Genomic DNA, 24,567 nt, shown 5'->3' on the forward strand with positions numbered 1-24,567 from the left:
GTTGAAACCACTTATGTCCTTGTATAAAAAGTTCTTTACTAATAAGTAGTATAATTACTGCGTTTTTCAAATTAGTAAAGAACTTTTTTATCTTTTATTTATATAGCTACAGTCAGTTTTGAAACTTCCTCAAGTAAAGAATTTTTTTATCCCGGCTCAATTTTTCGTAAGATGTCTATATTACTTGATTGAAGGCTATTTTTGCTTTGTTCATATCTCCTAATCAACCATTTCCCAAAATTGAGATGCTACTTTGGAAATTCTTTGGTCTTTTAATTTTACTATTACAGGCTCTAAATGAAAATCAAATTGTTTCAATTCAAAAAGCGTTGTATGTTCTAAAAATGATGATGTGTAATCCATTCTTGGAATAACGGATAATCCTAGTCCTCTACTAACAAGTGCTACAACCATCCTTATATCTTTACACTCGATAATGATATTTGGCTTGACTTGATGTTCATCAAACACTTTGAAAAGGTCTTCATTGAAGGAGAGTCCTTCCATTGCTCCTAGCATAATGAATGGGAACTGGGCAATCTGTTCAATCGTCACATGCTGTGATGAAAACGATGTTGCCCAACTTGATGGAATAATCACAGCGGTTGGTTGTTTTTTTAATATTTTCATCTCATATTGTTCACTATTGCCCAATCGTAAAAGTAAGGCAACATCAATTTCTCTTTGTTCTAGTCTTTTTAATAATTCTTCTGAATTTCCAGTTACTATATTTATTTTAACATTAGGGTATTGTGTTCTAAACGTACTAACATAGTCAATGAGCATATTCGAACATGCAGATGATACACCGATACTTACTATTCCTCCTGTACCTTGTTCAATTTCTTGAATTTGCTGCTTTACATCTTGAATTTGTATTAACATTTGATTGGCATATTGGTATAGTATTTCACCTGTTGCTGTAAGCTCCCATTTTTGACGATATCGATGAATTAAAGTTGTGCCAAGATCAGTTTCAAGCTTTTTTAATAATTGGCTAAGTGGGGGCTGCGCGATATGGAGCACTTCTGCTGCTTTAGAAATGCTTCCTTGTTTCACAATTTCTTTAAAGTAATATAATTGCCTGAAATCCATTGTATCTCTCCGTCATATGTTTTTTGATATGATTAGTTTATCATATATATATTTTTCATATGTCGAATTTGACGTTATATTTAATTCTATAGCTATAGTCTTTATATTGATAATATTAACTAGAAAGTGAGAGATACTATGAATCATTGGAGCAGAACCTTGAAGCGCATCATCTTATACGTGCTCGGGTTATTTTTTATGTCGATTGGCATTAGCATGTCGATTCAAGCAGGATTTGGTGTATCGCCTGTGTCATCATTAGCATATGCAAGTACGCTAACGATTGGTTTATCGGTTGGTGTGACAATGGCGCTTGCAAATGTTTTATACATTATTATTCAAGTGATATTAAGTAAACGAATGGAGTTAAATGAATTTGTGAGTCAATTCATTATTTCGTTTTTATTTGGGTTTTTCATGGATGCAACACTCTTCCTTGTACAACTTTTCCCTGCACCTGAAACTCTCCTTGCTCGAAGTGTATATTTGATTGTTAGTTTATTTGTTATAGCGGTCGGTTTAATGGGCTATACAACAGCGAAACTGCCATTAATGCCGTATGATGCGTTAACTTATGCAATTAGTGAAAAATTCAATTTAAAATTCGGTAAAGCAAAAATTTTGAGCGATTTAATAAACATTTGTGTGGCTGGTGCAATCTGTATAGTTTTCATTCAATCATTAGGCTCAATCGGAATCGGCACACTAATTGCCGCCTATTTTATCGGCAAAATTTTAGGGTGGATGATACCGTATTATCAACCAACTCTCCAACAATGGGTATTTAAAACAGAGAAGGCTGCCTAAGGAATCATAATAAAGTACAGGAAAAATAGATGAATCAAATTCCTCAGCCGAAATCAAATAATGAATTTTGCATCTTACCAAGTGCCAGTCCACATTAAGAATGGCATTTCTTTATTACTGCCTTTTCTTTGACCTTCTATTACTTTGGTTAAATGATAAAACAAACATTGTATTAAAACTAACCTGCCGTTTAGTTAAAGAAGGATCTTTAAACAACTTTTTTATATTTTAAAAGACTTTATTGTAAATTAAATAACTTTATTGCTACTTAACCCTATTTCATACCATCTTTTCAAACAATTAATTCAAATAAATTTTAGTGCTAGTATACAAAACTCTGTAATTATAAAATAAAAAAAGCATGACTTAAAATTGTCATGCTTTTTCTTTTCTATCAATAATTTTTTCAAACCTAACCTGTTACAGAAACTTTTACTCGTGAAAGAGCTTTTTTATATGTTAAAACCACTTAATTCTCAAACACAAAATTAATCTTATTATCTTTCCACTCTAACTTCGCATCAAACGTTTTCTCGCCTTTTTTAAAGCCTTTAATTAAATCGGTCTTCTCACCTTTTAATAGCTTCGTCATGTTTTTTTGCGAAATAGCTTTGCTTAATATCTTCTTCGAAATGGTAAAGTCACATTGTGTTGTATTGTAGTTGGAACAACCGTAAAACGTGGACTTGTCGATAACATCGCCATCACATTTTTTACAGTTCCCTACCTTTTTACCTGTTGTAAATTTCGATCCTTTTCGTTCAATCGATTCAACATGTAATCCAGTGAAATCCCATTTCTCTGACATTTCTACCGCATCTTCAATAATTTTAGCTGATAGTTTTTTCGTTTGTTCCATAAATGTCGCTGGTGAAGCTGTGCCTTCACCAATTTCCGCAAGGCGTTGCTCCCATTTTGCTGTCATTTCTGGTGAAGCCAGTATTTTATCACCGATTGCTGTAATTAATACTTTCCCTTTATCTGTTGCGTACACTTGGTTTTTCTGCACATCTATATATTTACGGTCTTTCAGCATCGTAATAATACCAGCACGAGTGGCCTCAGTACCTAAACCTTCTGTTTTCTTCAATACTTTCTCAAGCTCTTCATTCTCTAAATACTTACCGGCCGTCTTCATTAACGTAATAAGTTGTCCTTCTGTATAACGTTTCGGTGGCTGTGTTTTTCCCTCTTTCACTTTCACCTTTACAACTTTTCCTTGTTCACCTTCTGCGACAATTGGAAGAATTGTTTCGTCATCTTTATCGTCTTGGAAAATAACTTTACGCCAACCTTCTTGAATTTGCTGTTTTCCTTTCGAAATGAACTCAGCACGTTCGTCTACAAGAGTTGTAATCGTTGTGTAATCAAAGATTGCTACTTCATAATGCGCCGCAATAAGTCTTCTTACGATCATATCGTAAATTTTCTTCTCATCACCTGATAGTTTGCTTGGATTTGTAACTTGCTCTGTCGGTATAATTGCATAGTGATCTGTAACTTTCTTTTCATTCACATAACGCTTATTGTTCATAATCGATTCAATTGGTGCTGGCAATAAACCTTTATATTCATCAAACTGACTTAATTTCTGTAAAATATCAGGGAACGTCGCTGCCTCTCCTTGTGTAACATAGTTAGAATCCGAACGAGGGTAAGAGACAATCCCTTTTTGATATAGTGCTTGCGTTATATCAAGTGTCTTTTTTGGTGAAAATTTAAAGGCTTTATTCGCTGTCGCTTGCAGCGCTGATAAATTAAATAAAAACGGCGGCTGAAACTCTTTACGCTCCGTTTTCATTTCTTTTACTACAGCCGGTTTATTTTGACAAAACGCTGCAATTTTATTTGCCAAATCAGGATCATTTAAGCGGGACTCATTATCTTTCTCCCATTTCCCCTCATACTTCTTTCCTTCTATATTAAAGGTTGCGAACACTTCCCAAAACGGCTCTGACTTAAAGTTCTCTATTTCTTTTTCACGCTTTACAATGAGTGCTAATGTTGGCGTTTGTACACGACCAGCGGAAAATACATCGTTCATTCCCTTTTTCTTTAGCAAAATACTAAAGACACGCGATGCATTCATCCCAACCACCCAGTCGGCGCAAGATCTTGTATATGCTTCATAATACGTATTAATCGTATCTGATTCATCAAGTAAGTTTTTAAATCCTTGATAAATAGCTTGCTTCGTTAAAGACGAAATCCATAGACGCTTCATTGGCTTTTGCACGTTACAAAGATTAATAATGTTTCGTACGATTAATTCCCCTTCACGCCCAGCATCGCCCGCGTGAATGATTTCTGTTACCTGAGGATTATGTAACAGCTGTTTCACTACATTAAATTGCTTATACTTTGACTTTGTTACTTCAAATTGAAAACGTTCTGGAATCATTGGTAACGTATTAAGTGACCATTTTTTCCACTCTGCATGATAATGTTCTGGATTACATAACTGCGTCAAATGACCAATTGCCCATGTACAGTACGCTCCATTTGGAAATAACTCATTTGCTTCTACTTCTAAATACCCATCTTTCCGGCGATATTTAAACTGTGAAACAAGAGCCAAACCTTGATCTGGTTTCTCGGCAATAATTAATTTCATTTTATAACTCCCTATCTGTATTCCAGTGTTACTTTCATTGTCTATATGTTTAGAAGCGATGATAATACAACAATCTTATTTATCATTCGCGGTTTGTCTCACGAATGGGAGACCTATAATATTATACGCTTATTCTTTATGGCTTCACAATAGAAACTCATTATATAACACTTTCTTTCGCATGCTCACAAACAAAAAAGACGCCCAAAAATCGAGCGTCCTTTCCATTCACTACTATTTGCTTTCATATATTCTATAAAATTTAAAATACAACAATTCCTTATGAAGCATCGTCTACTAAGATAACCATCATTATTTAAAAATTATATTGAACTTACCTTTTTTAAATTGTGCAGATAATTTGCAGATATATATTAGCATAAGTACTCTCCATTTGAACATATGATGAAGTGAATGATAGGACAGGGAGGTATCATGATGTTTGCTTATACGTTAACTGCCTTAACACTTTGTTGTATCTCGATTATTATCACATCATATATTTCTAAACGTAAGGGTACCCTAATGGAGTATATGGTATTTATTATGTCTTTTAGTATGAGTATCGGTTTAAGTATCGGTTTTTATTTAGGTATTCTCTTTAAAGGAGAATTACTATATTCTACTTTGCTTGCTATTTTGATTAGCAGTTTTATCGGTTTTTTAGTCGGTCTACGTTTTCACCTGTACACTGCCTTAGAAGGAATGTTCTCTGGTTTAATGGCAAGTATGATGGGAGCTATGATTACAGAAATGTTAAACGCTCAACAAGCACATAGTATTCTGTTTATTAGTCTTTTACTTACTATAACGATAACTATGTCATGTATGATTCAGCTTTTATCAGAAACCTTTTCTACTTATATCCACCGCCGGTTTCTATTAGTACTTTCCATTAGCGTAGTAATTGTTCTTACTGTATTTGTGACATTTCCAGATCATACTTCCCCATCTTCATCCGGGCACGATCAACATATGCATTAACACTTGCAACGAAAATGAATAAGCAGTTATCCATAGGATAACTGCTTCATATTATTCTGGCTGATTAGGAATGTTAGGGTTTGGAACATAATCAGATTTGTAATCTGTATATTTCACTTCTGTTACCATTCCTGCTGAAGCATGGTGTAAATCATGACAGTGGAACATCCATTCACCCGGATTGTCTGCTACAAAGGCTACTTCATATTCTTCTCCTGGTTTTAAGTTCAAAGTGTCTTTAACAATTGGAGAACCTTCTATCGGTTTTCCATCTTTACTTAACACTTGGAAGAAATGGCCGTGTAAATGCATCGGATGATCGTCCGCTTTAGAGCGATTTACTAATTTTACTTTTACTAAGTCACCCTTTTTCACTGGAATTGGGTCAATATCTGGGAATACCTTTCCGTTAATTGTATATACCATTTCATTTCCATTCATTTGCGTATTCAAGTCCATATTATATGTGGCAGTATACTGTTGATTTGACGTGAAACTACCTAATTTTTTAGCACCATATTTCGTCATATCTAATTTCGGTAAATTTTCTTTTTCATCTGCTTTATCTTTCATCTCTTTGCTACCATCATATTCAATAACAGCTTTCATTCCTTTTGCACCTTTATTTTCTGAATGGTCTTCAACATACCATTTCCCAGGATTATTAGCAGTAAATTCAATATCATAACGTTCACCCGGTGCTATTGAAATTACTTTATCCTTTATAACTTTTGGATCATTTATTGGTTGGCCATCTGTCGCAATTACTTTTATATCATGACCGTGAACGTGTATATCATGTGATAGATAACCAGCATTAACGAATCGAAGACGAACTTTATCGCCCTTATCCACTTTTAATGTCTCTACTAAATCTCCGCTTTTACCATTGATTGTGAATAAGTCATACATACTCATATCATGACCTTCCATCTTCATATTTCCATGATCCATTCCTGCCATATTACCAGATTCTTTTTTATCACTGCCCATGTTCATACCAGAATGGTCCATTCCCTTCATATCATCATTCTTTTTCGTATTTTCATTATCCTTAGATTTATTACCATCTACTTTTTCTGTTTGCCCTTTTGTCATTTCTTTTAACTGCTTATTAATTTCTTCTTTATCTGTTACCCATTCATCTAACATTAATGTGTAATCTTTATCATACTTTTCATTTGTATCCTCTACAATAAGAGCACCATACAAACCTCTATCTAGTTGATTTACAGAATCTTGATGTGAATGATACCAATACGTTCCTGGTACGTTCGCTTCAAATTCATAGGTGAAACTTTTTCCAGATTCAACCGCATCTTGTGTCACACCCGGAATTCCATCCATGTTATTTGGGACAGGATATCCATGCCAATGAATAGATACTGGTGCAGATAATTCATTTTTTAATGTCACTTTAACCTTTTCACCTTTTTTCACCCTGATTTCTGGACCAGGAGATGAACCATTAAATGTCCAGACTGGAACAATAACACCGCTACTTAGCTTTTGTTTTTCTTCTTTCGCTACTAAAGTAACTGCTGGCCCTTTTACAACTTTCAATGGTTTTGTAGCCGTTTCAGTCTGTGTTGTTGTTTTGTCGTTCATATTTTTATGATCATTTGTTGTATTTGTGGTCGCAGAACATGCAGCAATTAAAGATATTACGGAGACTGTAACTGCTGTTAATACAAATCTCTTCATGGTAAATCCCTCCTTTTTCTTTTTCAAGATTATTATAGAAGACAATTTTCAAGAAAATATGGAGATATAAAATGAGCAAAATAAAAAGGCGCCCAAAATTGAGCGCCTCTTCTAATTATTATTTCGTAACAACTTCATCTTCTTTTACATTTACATTATTTTCACTCATAAACTCTTCAATCTCTTCAACTGATCTAACGATATCTTTTGACAAGTTTTCAAACCCATCTTTTGTTACAAGAATATCATCTTCAATACGAATCCCAATTGATTCTTCTTCAATATATAAACCTGGTTCAATCGTAATAACCATACCTTCTTCTAATACTCTCTCTTTGTATGTTCCTACATCGTGAGTATCTAAACCTAGGAAATGACTCACGCCGTGATAATAATATTTAGATAGTTCCTCATCTTCTTGAATTAAACCAATAGCTTTACACTCTTCTGCCAGTACTTTTTTTGTATGCTCATTTAATGCAGCAAACTTTAATCCTGGCTTAATAAGTTCAGTTGTTTCTTTCAATGCTTTTAACACGATATTATATATTTGTTTTTGGCGACTAGAGAATGTTCCACTAGCTGGGAATGTGTAACTAATATCAGCGTTGTAGTAATCTTTTTGAGCACCTAAATCGAGCAGTACTAAATCACCATTTTGAATTTGTGCATCATTATCTTCATAATGAAGGACTGTAGCATTTTTACCGCTCGCCAAAATTGTATTAAACGCATGATGTTTAATTCCAGATGATTTAAGCGTAAAATCAAAATGAGCTTCTAATTCATATTCCATCACATCTGCTTTTGCATGCTTCAGCACGTTATAAATGCCCTCTTTAGTAACAGCTATCGCTTCTTTAATGATTTCAATTTCTTCCTCTGTTTTAAACACTCGTAATTCACAAATGTTTGGGTATACATTCCCAATTGTTATGTGCGGGTACTGTTCTCTTACATGTTTAGCAAACGCTAATGTTTTCGTCTCAGTACCGTTCCACTCACGAAGTTCCAAGTCTAAATTCACGTGTTTCACATTTTCTGCGAAAAGTGTATTCGTCATCGTCTTTTCAAAGCTATCTAAATACACAACTTTCTTTATACCTGATAATTTCTCTGCTTCTTCTTTAGAAACTGTTTTTCCAACCCACTTTTCAAGTACTGGATCTGATTTTCCAATGAAAAGAGTCTCTTCTACACTATTTCCAAACTTTTTTAACATGAAAATAACATTCGGCTCATCGATTCCCGTTAAGTAGTAAAAATTACGATTCGGCACAAATTTATAATGTGCATCAGCTGACATATGAGGTGCCTGTCCAGCAAATAAAATAGTAATTGATTCATCTGGTAATGTTTTCACTAATCTTTCTCTATTTTGAGCAAAAAATGTTGACTTCATAATAATCCCCCTAGCGTTCTATGTATGTTTTTCAAACTAATTATCCTCTGTTATTCATTTTATTATTGTTATAATTTTTCGTCAATTATTAACCTTTTTAGATGATGTTGACATAATAAAAATTACACGTTAAAATAACTATAAATTAGTAAGTAACTAATTAAAATTAAATAGAGGTGAAAACAAATGCAAAACATTTTATTCCGCATTAACGAATTAGCAAAAAAAGAAAGAACATCTGGATTAACAGTTGATGAAAAACAAGAGCAACAAATGTTGCGTCAAAATTATACAAAAACATTTCGCGGAAGCCTAGATTCCATTTTATTAAACACAAAAATTGTTGATCCAAATGGTATCAATGTTACACCAGTTGCATTACAAGATGCTAAAGATCGTTTGAAATTTAGTAAATGAGTTCCGCGCATAAGACCACATTTCAAAAAACATAAAGAGAGCTGAAATTCCTATATAGAAATTCCAGCTCTTTTTATTGTCTTTTCTAATTTAGTATACGAGCGATACATAGCAATTCTCCACGATACGATCATCGCAAAGGCAAGTAAGAAAAACATCCCGCTTAATTGTGCTAAATCAATCGATTGACTTAAATATGATTTAAGTCCTACTCGTACAGCTAATAATCCAACTAAAATAAATATGAACGCTTTTGACGGTTTCATATATATGTCTTCACCTTTTATTTCGAACTTAGATGTTTTAATAAGAAATATAGAGAAAATAAGTCCTATACTAATTGCCTCTACTATTTCTAACGATGTTAACCGAAACTCTGGTAAGAAGTACATCGATGCGCCAGTACTCATAAAGATTGGCGGTAATATAATTTTCTTTTTCGTTACCGGTTTTTTCGCTGACTTAAATCGAAGAAACATTACTCCAACGGCCATACAAACTGCTACGATACTTGATAAAAGTGCTAAACTCATACTCTCCACCCCTATCTATTTAAAAGACTTTTTGAGCAAAATCATAAACCAAACAAGCCCGACACTTATAATGACATGAGCTAATCCAGCCATATGGCTTAAACCGTTAAAGTCTGTTCCGTTTACTTGTAAAATACCTCTAAATACCATTGTAGCGATTGTAAAAATTAATCCTATGTTGTACACAACAAACCATGCACGAAAACTTTTTGTTTCACGGACATTAAATACTTTAAATAGAGCCAAAGCGACCAAAAAGAATACGAAGCCGAGCACTAATACGTGTGTATGCACTAATTGCAACATAGTGGATCCTTTAATTCCTTGCGCTTTTGTATACTCTCTAGCAAATACACCTGATAATAAACCAATAATTAAGTAAATGAATGCTGCATTATATAATTTCTTCATTATATTCCTCCTGCTGTAGAACGACAATTAATATCGTCACTTTCCATATTCACTGCAATCATTTTACGCAAAGTTTATGAACGGAATATGAACAGAGTATTACATTGTTAGTTTGGTTTTTTATTTCTTGAAAATAAAAAGGCCATTCCACAACTATTAATTGTGGAATGGCCTTCTAACTTATTTTAAATCTTCAATTGAGAAGGCACCAGGCAATAACTGCTCTACAGTCACTTCTTTTTCATCGCCTTTTACATTCGTTAGTAAAACTGGCATTTTCGGATTACAAAATTCAGCAATAACTTGTCTACATGCACCACATGGTGAAATCGGCCCGTCCGTTTCGCCTGTAATGACTAAGTAACTAAAGTCACACTCACCTTCTGATACTGCTTTAAAGATTGCCGTTCTTTCTGCACAGTTACATAAACCGTAAGAAGCATTTTCTATATTACAACCAGTATAGATTTTACCTTCTTTTGTAACTAACGCTGCACCAACAGGAAATTTTGAATACGGAATATACGCTTTTGATAACATCTTATTTGCTTCTTCAATATATTTTTTCTTATCCATATTATTTCCTCCTCAAAGTAAATGTAATTATGATTAGTCAGTAATAACTGTATGAACCAATTTAGGAGCCACTGCTGTTTCAGAGATAGAAATATTTTCATAAATTTTTGCTTTTACATCTTCTACATTTTCACGATTTGCGTAAATCGTTACGAATGGCTCGCCTTCTTTTACTGCATCGCCGACTTTTTTACGTAACATTAAACCTACAGCTAAATCAATTTCATCTTCCTTCGTTGCACGACCTGCACCTAGTAGCATGGCAGCGATACCAATTTCATCCGCAACAATGTTAGAAATAACACCTGAAGTTTTAGCTGGTACATCAATTACATACTTCGCTTGTGGCATTTTTTCTGGATTGTCTACAATCGAGCTGTCTCCGCCTTGATTGCTTAAGAACTCTTTAAATTTCTCAGTTGCTTTTCCGTTTTTCATAACTTCAATTAGCATTTCACGAGCTTCTTCTAATGTATTTGCTTTTTTCGCAAGTACAACCATTTGGCTACCTAATACAAGTACTAATTCTGTTAAATCTTCTGGACCTTCACCTTTTAAAGTATCAATTGCTTCCTTCACTTCTAGAGCGTTACCAATTGCAAAACCAAGAGGTTGTGACATATCTGAAATTACTGCCATCGTTTGACGTCCAACATTATTTCCGATACGTACCATTGCATGAGCTAATTCTTTTGCATCTTCTTCTGTTTTCATAAATGCACCAGCACCTGTTTTTACATCAAGTACGATCGCATCAGCACCAGCTGCAATTTTTTTACTCATAATTGAACTTGCAATTAGAGGAATCGAGTTTACTGTTCCTGTTACATCACGAAGTGCATAGATTTTTTTATCAGCAGGTGTTAAGTTTCCTGTTTGTCCGATAACAGCCACTTTATCACGGTTTACAATATCAATGAATTGCTCTTTCGTAATTTCAACGTGGAATCCTTCCACTGCTTCTAATTTATCAATTGTCCCGCCCGTATGTCCTAAACCACGACCAGACATTTTTGCTACTGGTACATCTAAAGCAGCAACTAATGGTCCTAATACTAATGTTGTTGTATCACCAACACCACCAGTTGAATGTTTATCTACTTTAATGCCCTCAATTGCTGATAAGTCGATTGTCTCTCCAGATTCAACCATTGCCATTGTTAAGTCTGCACGTTCACGATCTGTCATATCTTTAAAGAAGATTGCCATTGCAAGTGCACTCGCTTGATAATCAGGAATACTTCCATCTGTATACCCTTTAATAAAGAAGTTAATTTCTTCAGTCGTTAATTCTTTTCCATCACGTTTTTTCGCAATAATATCTACCATTCTCATTGTAATCACCATTCCTTTTTATATTATATGAATCTGTTAAAATAATAAGCCAACGATTGTTGCTGATAAGAAACTTACTAACGTTGCACCGAAAAGTAATTTCAAACCAAATCTTGCGACTACATTCCCTTGTTTTTCATTTAAGCTCTTAACTGCCCCAGCAATAATCCCAATTGAAGAGAAGTTTGCAAACGATACTAAGAAGACAGATATAATCGCTGTCGTTCTAGCTGAGAAATTAAAGTTTCCTTGTGCTAAATCTGTCATAGCGACAAATTCATTCGATACTAATTTTGTTGCCATAATATTTCCGGCATTAACTGCTTCATGCCAAGGTACACCCATAATAAATGCAAATGGTGCAAATACATAACCAAGAATTTCTTGGAATGAGATACCGATTACACCTTTAAATACTGCATTAATGAATGCGATAAGAGCAACGAAACCAATTAACATAGCTGCTACTGTAATCGCAACTTTAAATCCATCTATAATATATTCCCCTAATACTTCAAAAAAGGTCTTTTTCTCTTCTTCTTGTACTTCTAACATATCTTCTTCTTCAGTAACCTCATACGGATTAATAATAGAAGCGATAATAAAACCACCAAATAAGTTAAGTACTAAAGCGGTTACAACATATTGTGGTTTTAATAACACCATGTACGATCCAACGATAGACATAGAAACGGTAGACATTGCAGATGCACATAATGTATACATTCTCTTTTCTGGCAATAATCCTAGTTGTTTCTTAACTGAAATAAACACTTCAGATTGCCCTAAAATCGCAGAAGCAACAGCGTTATATGATTCTAATTTCCCCATTCCATTTACTTTACTTAATACTAGACCGATAGATTTCACAATAATAGGTAATACTTTAATGTGTTGTAAAATACCTATTAAAGCTGATATAAATACGATTGGCATTAATACACTTAAAAAGAATGAAAACTCTTTTTGATTTACTAATCCACCAAATACGAAATTCACACCATCAGCGGCATATTTTAATAATTCTCCAAAACCATCTGCTATTCCGCTAATTAATATATTCCCTACACTTGTATTTAATAATAAAAACCCCAAAATGAATTGTAATATAACCATCGTTATGATTGGGCGATATTTGACTTTCTTTCTATCATTACTAGCAAGCCAAGCGATACCTAAAATCAATACGAGGCCTAAAACACCGATTAAGTATTTCATAAGCCGTCTCCTCCCATTCGTATCCGCTTACATCTTTTTCAATTGTTAAAGCAATAGATACACTTTACTTTAAATGTGTATCTATTGCCCTTTACTTCATTATTGATTAGTAGTTATCTGTAGCACCTTTTGCATCATTTAATACGATTGCAACACTAGCACTTGCTCCAACGCGAGAAGCTCCAGCCTCTACCATTTTGTCTGCATCTTCACGTGTACGAACGCCGCCAGATGCTTTTACACCAACGTTTGGTCCAACTGTTTTACGCATTAATGCGATATCTTCTGCAGTTGCTCCGCCAGTTGAGAATCCAGTTGAAGTTTTTACGAAATCAGCACCAGCTTTTACTGATAATTCACAAGCACGAACTTTTTCTTCATCTGTTAGAAGGCAAGTTTCAATGATTACTTTTACAAGAGCTTTTCCTTTTGCTGCTTGTACTACTTCATAAATGTCTTTCTCAACGAACTCATTGTCGCCATCTTTTAAAGCACCTACGTTGATTACCATATCAACTTCAGTTGCACCTTTTGCGATAGCATCTTTTGTTTCGAATGCTTTTGTTTCAGTAGTGCTTGCTCCTAATGGGAAACCGATTACAGTACAAACGTCTACATCATGTCCAGCTAATTCTTCAGCAGCTAGCTTTACCCATGTAGGATTAATACAAACTGAAGCAAATTTGTATTGCTTTGCCTCTTCGATTACTTTCATAACATCTTCTTTAGTAGAATTTGGTTTTAAAATTGTATGGTCAATTAACTTTGCAATGTTCATTATCTTCACTCCTCATATCTTTTAACAACTTCATTCTAACTCTTAGTTGAACAAATGTAAATACACTTTTGAAATTTTGTTCACTCTTTTACAAAAGGGAATTTCTTGTAGTAGATACGGTGCATTCTAGCTGAGAAACAATTCATATACATCACAAGTTGAAATCAAAACTTTTATGTTAACACTGGTAGTATGTATCTCAATATCCATAATTATTTTTAAAAAGGAAGTTTGTGTTCCAAGAAGGACTCCTATCATTTATACATAACAAAATAAAAGGCTTTCTCAATTTTGAGAAAGCCTTTTATTTCTAACCTTTTTGATAATGTAACAATTCCTTCGCCGTATGCTGATCGATAATTAATACATTTGCATACCCGCCACGTAACGCACCATCAATTGCTTTTACTTTTCTATTACCACCTGCAACTAAAATAGAACGTTTCTTTAATTTAAGTTCCTCTAACTCAATTCCAATTGTACGCTTATTAATTTCTTCGCTACTAATATTTCCGTCTCCATCAAAGAAACGTGAACAAATGTCACCGACCGATTGTTTTTTCAAAATGTTCGTTTCATCCTTATCGAAATATCCTAATCGGAATAATAGCGCTTCGTCTCGCACTGTTCCAACAGTGAAAACTGCAATATTCGCTTGTTTTCCCATTTCGATAATGTGATGAATATGTCTATCTTGCTCCACTAATTCTTTTGTCACTGCATTATCAAATATAACTGGAAGGGGTAGATTTCTTGGCGTCGTTTGAAAAGCATCTGCAAATAAAGCAATCGTCTCATTCGCATATGTATTTACACTTGAGTGACTAATGCCACCTTTTAATTGGACAACCTCTACACCTTTCACATGTTGCGGCACGATTTTTCTAGCGATTTCATACATCGTCATTCCCCAGCTTACACCAACGATATCACCAGTTTTCACTGTCTTTTCCATATACTCAGCAGCATACTTACTAATATACTCCGTAATCGTTGCATATTCTGGTACTGGAGAAAATACGACATGCGCTTCTAACAGGTTGTACTTTTCTTTAAGTAAATTCCCAACGTTATCTAAATCAGCAAACGGATCGGCTATGCTAATTTGAACAAATCCTTTTTCTTTTGCGTACTTTAATAATCTAGAGATCGTCGGTCTTGAAATATTTAATTTGTTAGCAATTTCTTGCTGACTATAATCTGATTGATAATATAATCTTGCAACTTCAACGCTTAACTGTTGTTTATCTTTTTCCATAGTAACTTATTACAAACCCTTTCCTGTATTTCCCTTTCGTTACAAGCATTATACAGCTTTATGCAAGAAATTTCGACTACCGAATTTTATCCACCTAAACTTCTATTCCACTTATGTATATACAATGAAACTTTATTGTGTAGCTTCATAAACTCAATACAGATGATCTTGAAGCAGATAAAGTGAAACTTTAATCAGTGGGGGGGTTGTCCATCCCCCACTGATTATTAGCCCTCACCAATCGGGCTTTTACGGGATAAATCGATTCATATTCAATTCATTCTTTTTGTTCTTTCTGTAGTAACGATAACAAAACCCTTCAATAACAAACATTGAATATTATTTATGGAACTTCCTTAACGTACGGTAAAACCAAGTTTTTTAACATAGAAATTCCTTAGCGTACGAAATTCACGTTTTGATGGCGAAACCCCATGGCCATCAAGCTAAAGTTTTAATGTACCCCAAAATAAAAATTTTCTTTCACTACAGTTAATTACTTTGAGAAGTCAGCGGATTTTTTCATTTTAGGGGGATTTTGTTTTGTTAGCTTGATAGTGATGGGATACAGCCAACATTTTGGAAGTTTTATATGCTAAGCGAATTTCAACCTAAAAAAGTCGAATTCCTGTACGTTAAGTGAAGTGGCATTTCATTCAAATAATCCCTATTATCTGAAGTTAATAAAGTCTGTTACACTCTCTTCTTTAAAAACGTTTCCATAATATCCTTCTTGAATCTTTCATAATCAAGCTGAAAAGCTACATTATGTGCTTTATAGCCTGGATTAGTAGCAAAACGAAAGTCTGCAATACTTTGACCAAATCCTTCTCCTTGATCAGGAATTACTTTAATGGGTACTCTTGAAAGGCCAACAGCCTCTTGATTCAGCAAATACCACACTGTTACAAAATCATGCATAGGGCTTCCACTTATACCAGGATTAGACTTGGAGTAGAATTTATAATAATAGTCTAACATAGGTTTGATGATGAGTCCTGCAAGGTCCTGTGTATTCCGATGAAATGCATCAATTTGCTGGACCATTTCGGGTGTAACAATCGCATGTTGAGTCACATTTAAAGGAATAATTGTCAAGTTCTTTGCATGCTGCAGAATTAAGTTTGCTGCATAAGGGTCTGAGTAAAAGTTAGCTTCAGCCACAGCAGTTACGTTACCTGGATAGAAAAAAGCTCCCCCCATGCAAATGCATTCTCTTACGTTTCGCATTGTTTCTAAATTCAACACAAAAGTCGTAGCTAGCGAAGAAAGTCTTCCTAAATTGATAATTGTAAGATCTTCTAAATTTGATTCTATAATTTGATAAATATCATTTAAAGGATAAACTGGATATGAAATTTCAGGGGGAATGATAGGTCCTAATCCGACTTTTCCATGTACCTCAGGGAAATACTGAATCAATATACCTGTCAACGGTACAGAAGCACCAAGGAATACGGGTATCTCTTCTCTTCCCGTAATGTACTTCAAATAGTTAATATTTCTTATTGCATTTTCTCTGGATACATTTCCATAATCGGCTACAATCCCTACAAGTTGAATGTCTTTACGAAAAAAGGTGTACAGTATAGCAAACGCATCATCAATCCCCAAATCTGTAAACAGGAGAACCTTTTTTTTCATATCTCTTCCTCCAAAATCTATAGAATCCTACTTTCACTAATGATGTAGTGATCAGACTAAGCTTGTATGTATATATTTTATGTATTCTTAAAGAGTGGATTCTATTCACTTGAAATAGCTTTGCTCATCTAAATTTGATATTATGTTCAAGCGTAAGTTTCTGTTCTTAAGTTCATAGGCATGGTGTGCTATCCCATGCCTAAAGGCGATGGGCTTTCTCGTTCGGAATGGCTGTAAGTTCTTCTACATTAAGTACGGACGGATACTTTTCTCCAGTTATAGAATGGTCTTTAATGATTATAAGTATTATTTTAAACATTACTGCAGTTATAGGCTTATCACTACACGTCTTTGTATATCAACCTATGAAAAGATTTGAAAAAGTTAAAATGAGACCTTCAAATAAAATAATTATATTTGAGGTAACACCACATCGCCATCGAGTGTTGATTTAGAAAAAAGTTTAATTATAAATATTTTATGATATTCAATAAATTTAACTTATAAAAATATTTTTATTCTTATTCAACTATCCTGCCCCGTTAGTTTAAGTACATTTCTTCACAATTTTTACAGTGATAGTAACATAAATACCCAACAAAAAATCATCTCACCTCTAGAAATCTATAATGGTAGTTTTAGAATAAGTGAATAAGAGAAATAACCACCATTGATTATTTCTCTTTTCATATACATATTTATTTTTGGAAAAATAACCTAACTCCAAATGCTAATAATACTGTACCAGTAATACCCTCTATTGTACGGTTCACTTTTTCTTTTCGTAAAAAAGTTCTTAATTGACGTATTAGTGAGATATAAAGTAAATACCATATTGCTGTCAAAGTCGTAAATGTGAGTCCTAATAAAAGAAATTGGAGGAGATGACTTTGATTGCTCACAATAAATTGGGGTAGAAAACTTAGGAAAAACACAGCAGTTTTTGGGTTTAAGATTGCCGTGGTAAATCCTTGTCTAAAACTTTTAATCGTTCCAATATCCTTAGAGTTCATTTCCACTGAACCTGACATATCTTCTTTTTTAGAAAAGGCACTTTTAATTGACTTTACAGCTAAGTAAATTAAATAAAAAGCCCCAGCATATTTTATTAATGTAAATAGCATAGCAAATTTCATTAGGATAGCAGAGAGTCCTAGCGTAGCCATTATTGTATGAATCATCATTCCAGATACCGTTCCTAAGACGGTCTTTATCCCACCATTTCTACCATGCGAGATAGTGTTTTTTGTAACTAAGGCAAAACCGGGACCAGGCATTATTATGATTAGGATTGCTGTAAGGATAAATAATAAATAATTTTCCATGTTCTAGTATTCCCTTTCCAATTTTTAGTTTTGCTTATAGTATAGCTTTTTCCCTTAAAACATTAAATATAAAAAGCGTGATCAGGAGTTTATCGAGGTTATTAGTATCAATTTGACCAAACATTATCCAAAGCTACATTGATAAAACACACGGCAAACTTATGGGTAAAATTACAAGCTCGGCTCTCCACAAAAAACGGGATGAAAAAATAAACAGCAGAACTAGTCCGCTGTTTATTTCGTCACGCCTTCATGTAATTTTTCTGTATAATCCTTTACATCCTTCCAGCTATCTTTCGCCGTATTTAAATCTTCTTTTATAAACGTAAATTCTTCTGGACTGATTCCTTTTACGTTTTGTAGTAAATTATTATATTTCGCACCTACCGTATACCATTGATTTGATATATTTTGCAGTGCAGTAATTGCTGCATCAATCGTCTCTGTCATATTTGTTGTTTTATTTTTCACATCTGTTAAAATTGCCACTTCTGCTTGCGCTCCTGAAATTCTATCCTTTAAATTGGCTATTTCTCTTTCGGCATTTGCAATATCTTTTTTCGCAATCGCAATCATCGGCCCGCCAGCAAGACATGTTATTAGCGCTACGCAAAGTACACCACCAGCAATGACCATGTCATTACTCTTTTTGATTGAATCATTATATGTATTTATTTGTTGCTCTAGAGCTGGAATACCAGCATTCGTACTCGCCAAAATCGAGGTTAATTGATTTGTATCCTCTTTAAAACTATTTGTATCTTTCGCCATTCTATCGCGAAAAGCTTTTAAATCTCCTAATAATACATCTACCTCATTTTGATTCTTTAAAATGTCCGCATACAACTTTTCTAAATCCGCTTTTAATTTACCACTATCTTTTTGATCAATCGCTACTAGCATGTCATTATAGTACGTTTGAAAAGTATTATTATAATCAATAATATTTTGATCCGTTTTCATAATTTGAGGCTTCATATTATTTAACCAATACGCCGCGTTAATTTTTGCATCTCTTTGATGCTGAATCATATTCCCTTTAAACTCACCATTAATCGAACTTATTTTACTCAAATCAGTCTCTTGTTGATTTTGAATTAATTTTGCATATGAATCCATTGCAAATATACTTGATGTCGTTTGCGCCATTACATCTTGGAATCCTGCTGGACCGAGAGAATAATTTTTTGCATTTTCTTGTGATGTTTTTACGTTTTGTTCTGCTGCAAGAGGATGTAAAGGAAACGCATTACTCGTTGCGACTCCAGCAATCATTATCGTTAAAAGACATTTTTTATAGAAATTATTACGCATACTTATCACCTATTCTTTTTATGAGGATATGAAACGTTAGAGGTAAAAAAAGCTCCTGCTCACTACTGAACAGGAGCTCACTATTATATGAAAATCCTTAATCTGCACATAATGTTATAGCAGTTTAGTTACTATTATGCTTTTTTCGTATCTACTACTTTAATATCCTCAGCATAAATCTTTTCTGCATAGTCTTTAATGTTTTTCCAGCTATCTTTCGCAATGTTTAAATCTTCTTTAATGAAAACAAGATCGTTTGGACTAATAGAATCTACATTTTGAAGTAAAGAATTATATTTTGATCCCATTGTATACCATTGATTTGAAATGTTTTGCAACGCTGTAATTGCAGTGTCAATCGTATTTGTTAAATATTCTGTTTGTGTTTTAATGTTTGTTAATCCTGCCACTTCTAATTGGGCAGTTGTAACTTGTCCTGTTATCTTTTGAATTTCTGCCTGTGCATTATCAAGCTCTTTCTTCGCTAATACGATTCCTGCAGTACCACCACCTACAGCTGCTGCACCGCCTGCAATTAATGCTATTCCTAGAGGAGTTCCTGCTCCCGTAGCAATAACAACCGCACCACCTATAATTGCAATTGGTCCTAATGCTGTCGCAACAGATGAACCGATAATAATTGCATTATATTTACTAATTGCTTCATTATACGTCGTGATTTGATTTTGCAGAAGCGGAATTCCAGCATCTTGACTAGCTAAGATAGATGTAATTTGATTTGCATCTCCCTTGAAGTTTTGAGTATCCGACGTCATTTTATTTCGGAATTTCTTCAAATCTTCTACTAACTGATCTACTTGCGCTTTATTTTCAGTAATACTACTTGATAATCTAGTTAGACCTTTCGTAAGAGTTGCTTTATCCTTTGCATCTACCGCAGCAACTAAAGTATCATAATAGTTTTGGAATTTCGTATTGTAATTAATAATATTTTGATTCGTTGAAATAAGCTGTGGTTTTAATACATCTAACCATTGCTTCGCATTTCCTCTAGCTGTATCCTGATGCTGAATCACTTTTCCTTTTAACGTCGCATCAACAGACGATACATTACCAAAGTTAACATTACCTTGTTTAATAATTGTTAAAGCGTACAGATCCATTACTAAAGCGTTTGAACCTGTTCTTTCCATTGCATCTTTCAGGCCTTCTGGTCCTAATGAATATTCTTCATAGTCATTATAAGCTTTTGCTACCGCATGAACTGGAGCTTGTTTTACTGTACTTTCAGCTGCATAAGTATGGGCCGGCATAATATTCCCTGCTGCAAATACTGCCATAAGTGCTGATAGAGCCATTACTTTATAAGGTTTTTTTGTCATTTTTCTTCTCTCCCTATATCATGAATTATTAATGATTTTCTTTTTAATGTACTTCAACGTTTGTAACGTAATCTTCAAATTGATTCGTTTGCTTATTCATTTCATCACTAATCTTTTTTAGTTGATTGAAATGTTTTTGAAGTAAACTACTGTCTGTATACGTGCCAGATTCAATATTTATTTGAATTTGGATCATATTATTGTTTAAAACTTTCCAATCTGTTAATAACGTTTCTAAAGTTGCGATTTGGCGATCAATTAGTTCTGTAAAGCTACTTACTTGATCTTCAACGAATGTGATTTGAGTCGCCTCTGATTCAGTTTGTGATAACTTTTGAATAAGTGGTAGTAGCTCTTTTTGCTTTTGCTGAATACGAAGAGCTGCTTCCCTCGTTTGACTATCTGCAGCATTTACAATTTCATTACTTAAAGTACCAATAGAAACAAAATCGATTGTTTTCGTTTGTGCAGTTTGATTTGTGATTGTAAATACTTGTTTACCGATATTAATAGAACCTTTAATAATTTCTTGAGGTCTATTCAAAATAATAGTTAGTTCAGCTTGAATTTCCCCTTGAATTCTTTTAATATCTTCTCTTAATTTCACAATATCTCCACTTGATCCTTGAAGTGTTTTTATTGCCTCATCAGCTTTAATAGATAAGTTGTTACTATCTTTGTCTAATACCGATTTAAATCGATTTAACTCTAATAAATCTTGCTCCATACTCTCTTGGATGCTTTGTACTTGCACTTGCAATTTTCCATATGCGCTTGTGAAATCTGCTTTTGCTTGTTCATCTTCATTTACTTTTCCTGCAAGTTCATAGAGCTTACTATAATAGCTATTAAATCTAGTGCTATATCTCATCATCTCTTGATTTAGGTCGATTAACTTCGGGTTATATTCATCAATCCACTCTCGTACATTCGCCTTTGCAAACTTTTGATGATTCGTCAAACTACTCATCGCATTTACCTTAATGTCTGGTTGTTGCAAAATAACTAATCCGTATGCTTGTATAAGTGGTGACTGTGACCCTAACATTCTAATTGAATTTGATAATGTATTTGGAGCAATTACATTTTGCACGTTTAATACTTTCACTTCTGATTGTCCCTCTTCAGCGTAAGCGCTTACAGGAATGAAGCAACTCGTAGATACTGCTGTAACCAATAACCCTGTAATTAAAGTCTTTTTCACTTTAACTCCTCCTATGTATTCGCAACTATTACTATCGCATTTTATTATTCTATTTTCTTGCACATTATTTGAGATGGTTAAAAATAGAGAACGTTCTCATCGTGATTCATGTACTAACCACCTCTCTCAAATTTTATTGCTACAGTACTTACTTATTGTTATAAAACATTCCATAAATTTTCATATGTGCTTAGTATGAATAATATTGTATAAGTGTTCTATTTTATCGCAATTTCCACATTCATACAGTGAATATATTACATAAAAATATTATTCATTTTAAACTAATTAACGTACGAAAGTATGAAATTTCGTTTTGTTTTCATGTAAGTTTTGTACTGTAAGGTCATTTAAACACAGCTATTAATCCATCGTAAAGAAGTATTTTCATTCCCTTTATTTTCAAGAACTCATGTCTTTATTCCAAAATAAAATCCGATTAACTTTCTCAATTAAAATATCCATATATCACAACAAAAAACACTGCTTACTCATAACTGATAATATTATATTAATATATCTTTTGAACCCGTATGCAATTATGCATAGTATATGCACAAAAAAGGATAACTTCACTTTCGTGAAGTTATCCTTAAAAAATTTCCTTACTTTTTCAAATGATACGGTACTGTCGTAATAACAACATTTCTTTTATAGAGTAAATACGCACGAATGAGTAAACTAGACTGATTATGAAGAATGTTATGCCAACCTTTTTTCGGAATAAACTGTGGTATAACGACCGTAACTCGGTAATTTGATTCACTCGCCTTATATTGTACTGTATCAATAAATTTTGTTAGCGGCTGAATAATACTTCTATAATGAGAATGTAATGTAACAAGCCTTACTTCAGGTTGCCACTTCTCCCATTTCTCTTCAAATTTCTTTTCCTCTTCTCTGTCAAAAGCAACATACACAGCGATAACTTGATCTGCTGAAAGAGCTTTAGCATAGTTCAATGAATTTTCTACTACATGAGTCATACCAGCTACAGGAACGACAATTACATTCCCCTCTATCGGAACAATCCGTTCACAAGTTTTTAAACTTAATTGATCGCCCACTGCATCATAATGTTTCTTAATTCGATGGAACAAGAAGATAATAGCAGGTAAGAAAATAAGGATCGACCAAACTTGTGCAAATTTAGTTAAAAAGAACATACTCATTACGATAAAACTAATAACTGCACCAATTAAATTAATCGTTAAACGTAAAATCCATCCTTCAGGCTTTTCACGAAGCCATTTTAGTACCATTCCAGTTTGAGAAAGTGTAAACGGAATAAATACCCCTACTGCATATAGCGGAATCAAGTGTTCTGTTTTCCCCTGAAAAGCTACAATTAAAATAATCGAAGAAATCCCAAGTATAATAATACCGTTTGAATAACCTAGGCGGTCTCCTCTAATTGTAAACATTCTCGGTATAAACTTATCTTTTGCAAGATTAACTGCTAATAACGGAAATGCAGAATAACCTGTGTTAGCAGCAAGAATTAATATTAAAGCTGTTGTACCTTGTATGAAATAGTACATGAAATTACGCCCAAATGTTTGTTCAGCTATTTGAGATACGACTGTTACTTCCTTACTCGGTGTAACTCCGTAATAATAAGCTAAAAAGACAATTCCTGTGAATAAAACCGCAAGTAATGCACCCATTGCAAGCAATGTTTTTGCTGCATTATTAGGTGCAGGATCCTTAAAGTTTGGAATTGCATTAGAAATTGCTTCAACACCTGTTAATGCAGAACTACCTGATGCGAATGCTCTTAACAGTAGAAATAAACTAATTCCCGCGACTGGTGTTCCAATTGGCGAATGCAGCGTGGGTGAAACTTGACCAGTTAAAATATTGTATACCCCTACACCAATTAATATAAATAAAGCTAGAACAAATAGATAAACCGGATATGCTAAAACGGAAGCTGATTCCGTTACGCCTCTTAAATTTAAGATAGTAATCAATATGACAAATATAATCGCAATGATTACATTATGTGCATGTAAGCTAGGAAAAGCAGATGTGAGCGCATCTGTACCTGCAGATACACTTACTGCAACAGTTAAAATATAATCGACTAATAAAGATCCACCAGCTATTAAGCCTGGATTCATCCCTAAGTTTTCTTTTGATACAACATATGCGCCCCCACCATGAGGGTAAGCAAAAATAATTTGACGATAAGATAAAATAAGAGCTGTCAATAATACTAATACCCCAACAGCTATCGGAATGGAATACCAATAAGCTATTGCTCCAAGTCCTGCTAAAGCAATTAATATTTGTTCTGGACCATATGCAACCGATGACAATGCGTCAGAAGATAAAATTGCTAGTGCCTTCGTTTTATTGAGCTTTTGTTCGCCTAACTCAGTTGATTTTAACGGTCTTCCAATTAAAAATCTTTTAATAGATGAAACCACTGCTGTCCACTCTCCAATAATTTTGTACGAACTTTTCTGCTTGTTTCAGCCCATAAACTTTTTTAGAAAACAAAAAATGTCTACAAGCCGTCAAGAAATAGACTTGTAGACATTATATTTTTTGTCGCACAAGCTCCACCTTCCTTCTCAATATAACGCTTACGAGGTTAGCT

Annotated in this window: 21 protein-coding genes and 1 riboswitch (1 of these 22 only partly in view); of the genes, 4 read left to right on the forward strand and 17 right to left on the reverse strand. The window is 33.9% G+C overall.

The annotated features are described in order from the left end of the window. Positions 1 to 219 precede the first annotated feature (219 nt). Positions 220 to 1,095 carry a LysR family transcriptional regulator gene (locus tag V7038_RS26590; protein ID WP_070170019.1) on the reverse strand — a complete coding sequence of 292 codons (876 nt, stop codon included), beginning with the start codon at positions 1,093 to 1,095 and terminating at the stop codon, positions 220 to 222. A gap of 138 nt (positions 1,096 to 1,233) precedes the next feature. Between V7038_RS26590 and V7038_RS26595 the strand changes: the two genes are divergently transcribed. After that, positions 1,234 to 1,902 carry a YczE/YyaS/YitT family protein gene (locus V7038_RS26595; protein ID WP_070170018.1) on the forward strand — a complete coding sequence of 223 codons (669 nt, stop codon included), beginning with the start codon at positions 1,234 to 1,236 and terminating at the stop codon, positions 1,900 to 1,902. A gap of 469 nt (positions 1,903 to 2,371) precedes the next feature. Here V7038_RS26595 and topB read toward each other — a convergent pair whose 3' ends face one another. Beyond that, positions 2,372 to 4,516 carry a DNA topoisomerase III gene (gene topB, locus V7038_RS26600; protein WP_016104534.1) on the reverse strand — a complete coding sequence of 715 codons (2,145 nt, stop codon included), beginning with the start codon at positions 4,514 to 4,516 and terminating at the stop codon, positions 2,372 to 2,374. A gap of 438 nt (positions 4,517 to 4,954) precedes the next feature. On the opposite strand from topB, the gene V7038_RS26605 reads away from it, so the two are divergent. Then, the gene (locus tag V7038_RS26605; RefSeq protein ID WP_002202403.1) at positions 4,955 to 5,500 is read left to right on the forward strand and encodes a hypothetical protein; all 546 of its coding nucleotides are present in this window, start codon (positions 4,955 to 4,957) and stop codon (positions 5,498 to 5,500) included. 51 nt (positions 5,501 to 5,551) lie between these two features. Here V7038_RS26605 and V7038_RS26610 read toward each other — a convergent pair whose 3' ends face one another. After that, positions 5,552 to 7,204, reverse strand: coding sequence for a multicopper oxidase family protein (locus V7038_RS26610; protein ID WP_070139127.1), 1,653 nt, complete (start codon positions 7,202 to 7,204; stop codon positions 5,552 to 5,554). 118 nt (positions 7,205 to 7,322) lie between these two features. Then, on the reverse strand, positions 7,323 to 8,606 hold the full coding sequence (locus V7038_RS26615; protein ID WP_335695884.1) for an aminopeptidase P family protein: 1,284 nt from the start codon (positions 8,604 to 8,606) through the stop codon (positions 7,323 to 7,325). 186 nt (positions 8,607 to 8,792) lie between these two features. On the opposite strand from V7038_RS26615, the gene V7038_RS26620 reads away from it, so the two are divergent. Continuing rightward, on the forward strand, positions 8,793 to 9,023 hold the full coding sequence (locus tag V7038_RS26620; RefSeq protein ID WP_002118300.1) for a DUF896 domain-containing protein: 231 nt from the start codon (positions 8,793 to 8,795) through the stop codon (positions 9,021 to 9,023). 50 nt (positions 9,024 to 9,073) lie between these two features. On the opposite strand, the gene V7038_RS26625 is transcribed toward V7038_RS26620, so the two are convergent. From V7038_RS26625 to V7038_RS26660, 8 genes are all read right to left on the reverse strand, one after another. Further along, positions 9,074 to 9,556, reverse strand: coding sequence for a CcdC family protein (locus V7038_RS26625; protein WP_002202406.1), 483 nt, complete (start codon positions 9,554 to 9,556; stop codon positions 9,074 to 9,076). 15 nt (positions 9,557 to 9,571) lie between these two features. After that, on the reverse strand, positions 9,572 to 9,967 hold the full coding sequence (locus tag V7038_RS26630; RefSeq protein WP_002158323.1) for a DUF2871 domain-containing protein: 396 nt from the start codon (positions 9,965 to 9,967) through the stop codon (positions 9,572 to 9,574). Between the two features lie 180 nt (positions 9,968 to 10,147). Continuing rightward, positions 10,148 to 10,543 (reverse strand): cytidine deaminase, encoded by a 396-nt coding sequence (locus V7038_RS26635; protein ID WP_335695885.1) that lies wholly within the window; start codon positions 10,541 to 10,543, stop codon positions 10,148 to 10,150. A gap of 33 nt (positions 10,544 to 10,576) precedes the next feature. After that, positions 10,577 to 11,878: a pyrimidine-nucleoside phosphorylase gene (locus tag V7038_RS26640; RefSeq protein ID WP_002200891.1), complete on the reverse strand. Its 1,302-nt coding sequence runs from the start codon at positions 11,876 to 11,878 to the stop codon at positions 10,577 to 10,579. A 36-nt stretch (positions 11,879 to 11,914) separates the two neighbouring features. After that, complete coding sequence (locus V7038_RS26645; RefSeq protein WP_002158326.1) at positions 11,915 to 13,096, reverse strand: NupC/NupG family nucleoside CNT transporter; 1,182 nt, start codon at positions 13,094 to 13,096, stop codon at positions 11,915 to 11,917. A 106-nt stretch (positions 13,097 to 13,202) separates the two neighbouring features. Beyond that, positions 13,203 to 13,874, reverse strand: a complete 672-nt coding sequence (deoC, locus tag V7038_RS26650; RefSeq protein ID WP_002012110.1) for a deoxyribose-phosphate aldolase — start codon at positions 13,872 to 13,874, stop codon at positions 13,203 to 13,205. Positions 13,875 to 14,184: 310 nt separating this feature from the next. Continuing rightward, positions 14,185 to 15,132 (reverse strand): sugar-binding transcriptional regulator, encoded by a 948-nt coding sequence (locus V7038_RS26655; protein WP_002202408.1) that lies wholly within the window; start codon positions 15,130 to 15,132, stop codon positions 14,185 to 14,187. A gap of 693 nt (positions 15,133 to 15,825) precedes the next feature. Then, the gene (locus V7038_RS26660; RefSeq protein WP_335695886.1) at positions 15,826 to 16,776 is read right to left on the reverse strand and encodes a nucleoside hydrolase; all 951 of its coding nucleotides are present in this window, start codon (positions 16,774 to 16,776) and stop codon (positions 15,826 to 15,828) included. Positions 16,777 to 17,003: 227 nt separating this feature from the next. Here V7038_RS26660 and V7038_RS26665 point away from each other — a divergent pair, with 227 nt between their 5' ends. Then, positions 17,004 to 17,231 carry a hypothetical protein gene (locus V7038_RS26665; RefSeq protein ID WP_081338469.1) on the forward strand — a complete coding sequence of 76 codons (228 nt, stop codon included), beginning with the start codon at positions 17,004 to 17,006 and terminating at the stop codon, positions 17,229 to 17,231. A 243-nt stretch (positions 17,232 to 17,474) separates the two neighbouring features. Here the strand turns inward: V7038_RS26665 and V7038_RS26670 are convergent, their stop codons facing one another. The 5 genes from V7038_RS26670 to V7038_RS26690 all read right to left on the reverse strand — a co-directional run bounded on the left by V7038_RS26670 (position 17,475) and on the right by V7038_RS26690 (position 24,394). Continuing rightward, positions 17,475 to 18,101 (reverse strand): LysE family translocator, encoded by a 627-nt coding sequence (locus V7038_RS26670; RefSeq protein ID WP_071151143.1) that lies wholly within the window; start codon positions 18,099 to 18,101, stop codon positions 17,475 to 17,477. Between the two features lie 234 nt (positions 18,102 to 18,335). Continuing rightward, on the reverse strand, positions 18,336 to 19,415 hold the full coding sequence (gene nheC, locus V7038_RS26675) for a non-hemolytic enterotoxin subunit C (protein WP_002202410.1): 1,080 nt from the start codon (positions 19,413 to 19,415) through the stop codon (positions 18,336 to 18,338). A 134-nt stretch (positions 19,416 to 19,549) separates the two neighbouring features. Beyond that, entirely contained in the window at positions 19,550 to 20,758 is a 1,209-nt protein-coding gene (gene nheB / locus V7038_RS26680; protein ID WP_002202411.1) for a non-hemolytic enterotoxin NHE subunit B, read from the reverse strand. Positions 20,759 to 20,801: 43 nt separating this feature from the next. After that, a complete protein-coding gene (nheA, locus tag V7038_RS26685; protein WP_002202412.1) occupies positions 20,802 to 21,962 on the reverse strand; it encodes a non-hemolytic enterotoxin NHE subunit A in 1,161 nt (386 codons plus the stop codon). 605 nt (positions 21,963 to 22,567) lie between these two features. Then, complete coding sequence (locus V7038_RS26690) at positions 22,568 to 24,394, reverse strand: APC family permease (protein WP_002202413.1); 1,827 nt, start codon at positions 24,392 to 24,394, stop codon at positions 22,568 to 22,570. Between the two features lie 141 nt (positions 24,395 to 24,535). Then, positions 24,536 to 24,567, reverse strand: a riboswitch (cyclic di-AMP (ydaO/yuaA leader) (it continues 126 nt past the right edge of the window).

Source organism: Bacillus sp. JJ783, assembly GCF_036963225.1.
Classification (GTDB): Bacteria; Bacillota; Bacilli; order Bacillales; family Bacillaceae_G; genus Bacillus_A; species Bacillus_A cereus_U.

Bases quoted from the DNA above. Each gene is read 5' to 3' on its own strand.
- V7038_RS26610 (WP_070139127.1), bottom strand. From the start codon at position 7,204: ATGAAGAGATTTGTATTAACAGCAGTTACAGTCTCCGTAATATCTTTA.
- deoC (WP_002012110.1), bottom strand. From the start codon at position 13,874: ATGAACATTGCAAAGTTAATTGACCATACAATTTTAAAACCAAATTCT.
- V7038_RS26645 (WP_002158326.1), bottom strand. From the start codon at position 13,096: ATGAAATACTTAATCGGTGTTTTAGGCCTCGTATTGATTTTAGGTATC.
- V7038_RS26605 (WP_002202403.1), top strand. From the start codon at position 4,955: ATGTTTGCTTATACGTTAACTGCCTTAACACTTTGTTGTATCTCGATT.
- V7038_RS26590 (WP_070170019.1), bottom strand. From the start codon at position 1,095: ATGGATTTCAGGCAATTATATTACTTTAAAGAAATTGTGAAACAAGGA.
- V7038_RS26615 (WP_335695884.1), bottom strand. From the start codon at position 8,606: ATGAAGTCAACATTTTTTGCTCAAAATAGAGAAAGATTAGTGAAAACA.
- V7038_RS26670 (WP_071151143.1), bottom strand. From the start codon at position 18,101: ATGGAAAATTATTTATTATTTATCCTTACAGCAATCCTAATCATAATA.
- V7038_RS26620 (WP_002118300.1), top strand. From the start codon at position 8,793: ATGCAAAACATTTTATTCCGCATTAACGAATTAGCAAAAAAAGAAAGA.
- topB (WP_016104534.1), bottom strand. From the start codon at position 4,516: ATGAAATTAATTATTGCCGAGAAACCAGATCAAGGTTTGGCTCTTGTT.
- V7038_RS26660 (WP_335695886.1), bottom strand. From the start codon at position 16,776: ATGAAAAAAAAGGTTCTCCTGTTTACAGATTTGGGGATTGATGATGCG.
- nheB (WP_002202411.1), bottom strand. From the start codon at position 20,758: ATGACAAAAAAACCTTATAAAGTAATGGCTCTATCAGCACTTATGGCA.
- nheC (WP_002202410.1), bottom strand. From the start codon at position 19,415: ATGCGTAATAATTTCTATAAAAAATGTCTTTTAACGATAATGATTGCT.
- V7038_RS26640 (WP_002200891.1), bottom strand. From the start codon at position 11,878: ATGAGAATGGTAGATATTATTGCGAAAAAACGTGATGGAAAAGAATTA.
- V7038_RS26655 (WP_002202408.1), bottom strand. From the start codon at position 15,132: ATGGAAAAAGATAAACAACAGTTAAGCGTTGAAGTTGCAAGATTATAT.
- V7038_RS26595 (WP_070170018.1), top strand. From the start codon at position 1,234: ATGAATCATTGGAGCAGAACCTTGAAGCGCATCATCTTATACGTGCTC.
- V7038_RS26635 (WP_335695885.1), bottom strand. From the start codon at position 10,543: ATGGATAAGAAAAAATATATTGAAGAAGCAAATAAGATGTTATCAAAA.
- V7038_RS26630 (WP_002158323.1), bottom strand. From the start codon at position 9,967: ATGAAGAAATTATATAATGCAGCATTCATTTACTTAATTATTGGTTTA.
- V7038_RS26625 (WP_002202406.1), bottom strand. From the start codon at position 9,556: ATGAGTTTAGCACTTTTATCAAGTATCGTAGCAGTTTGTATGGCCGTT.
- V7038_RS26665 (WP_081338469.1), top strand. From the start codon at position 17,004: ATGGCTGTAAGTTCTTCTACATTAAGTACGGACGGATACTTTTCTCCA.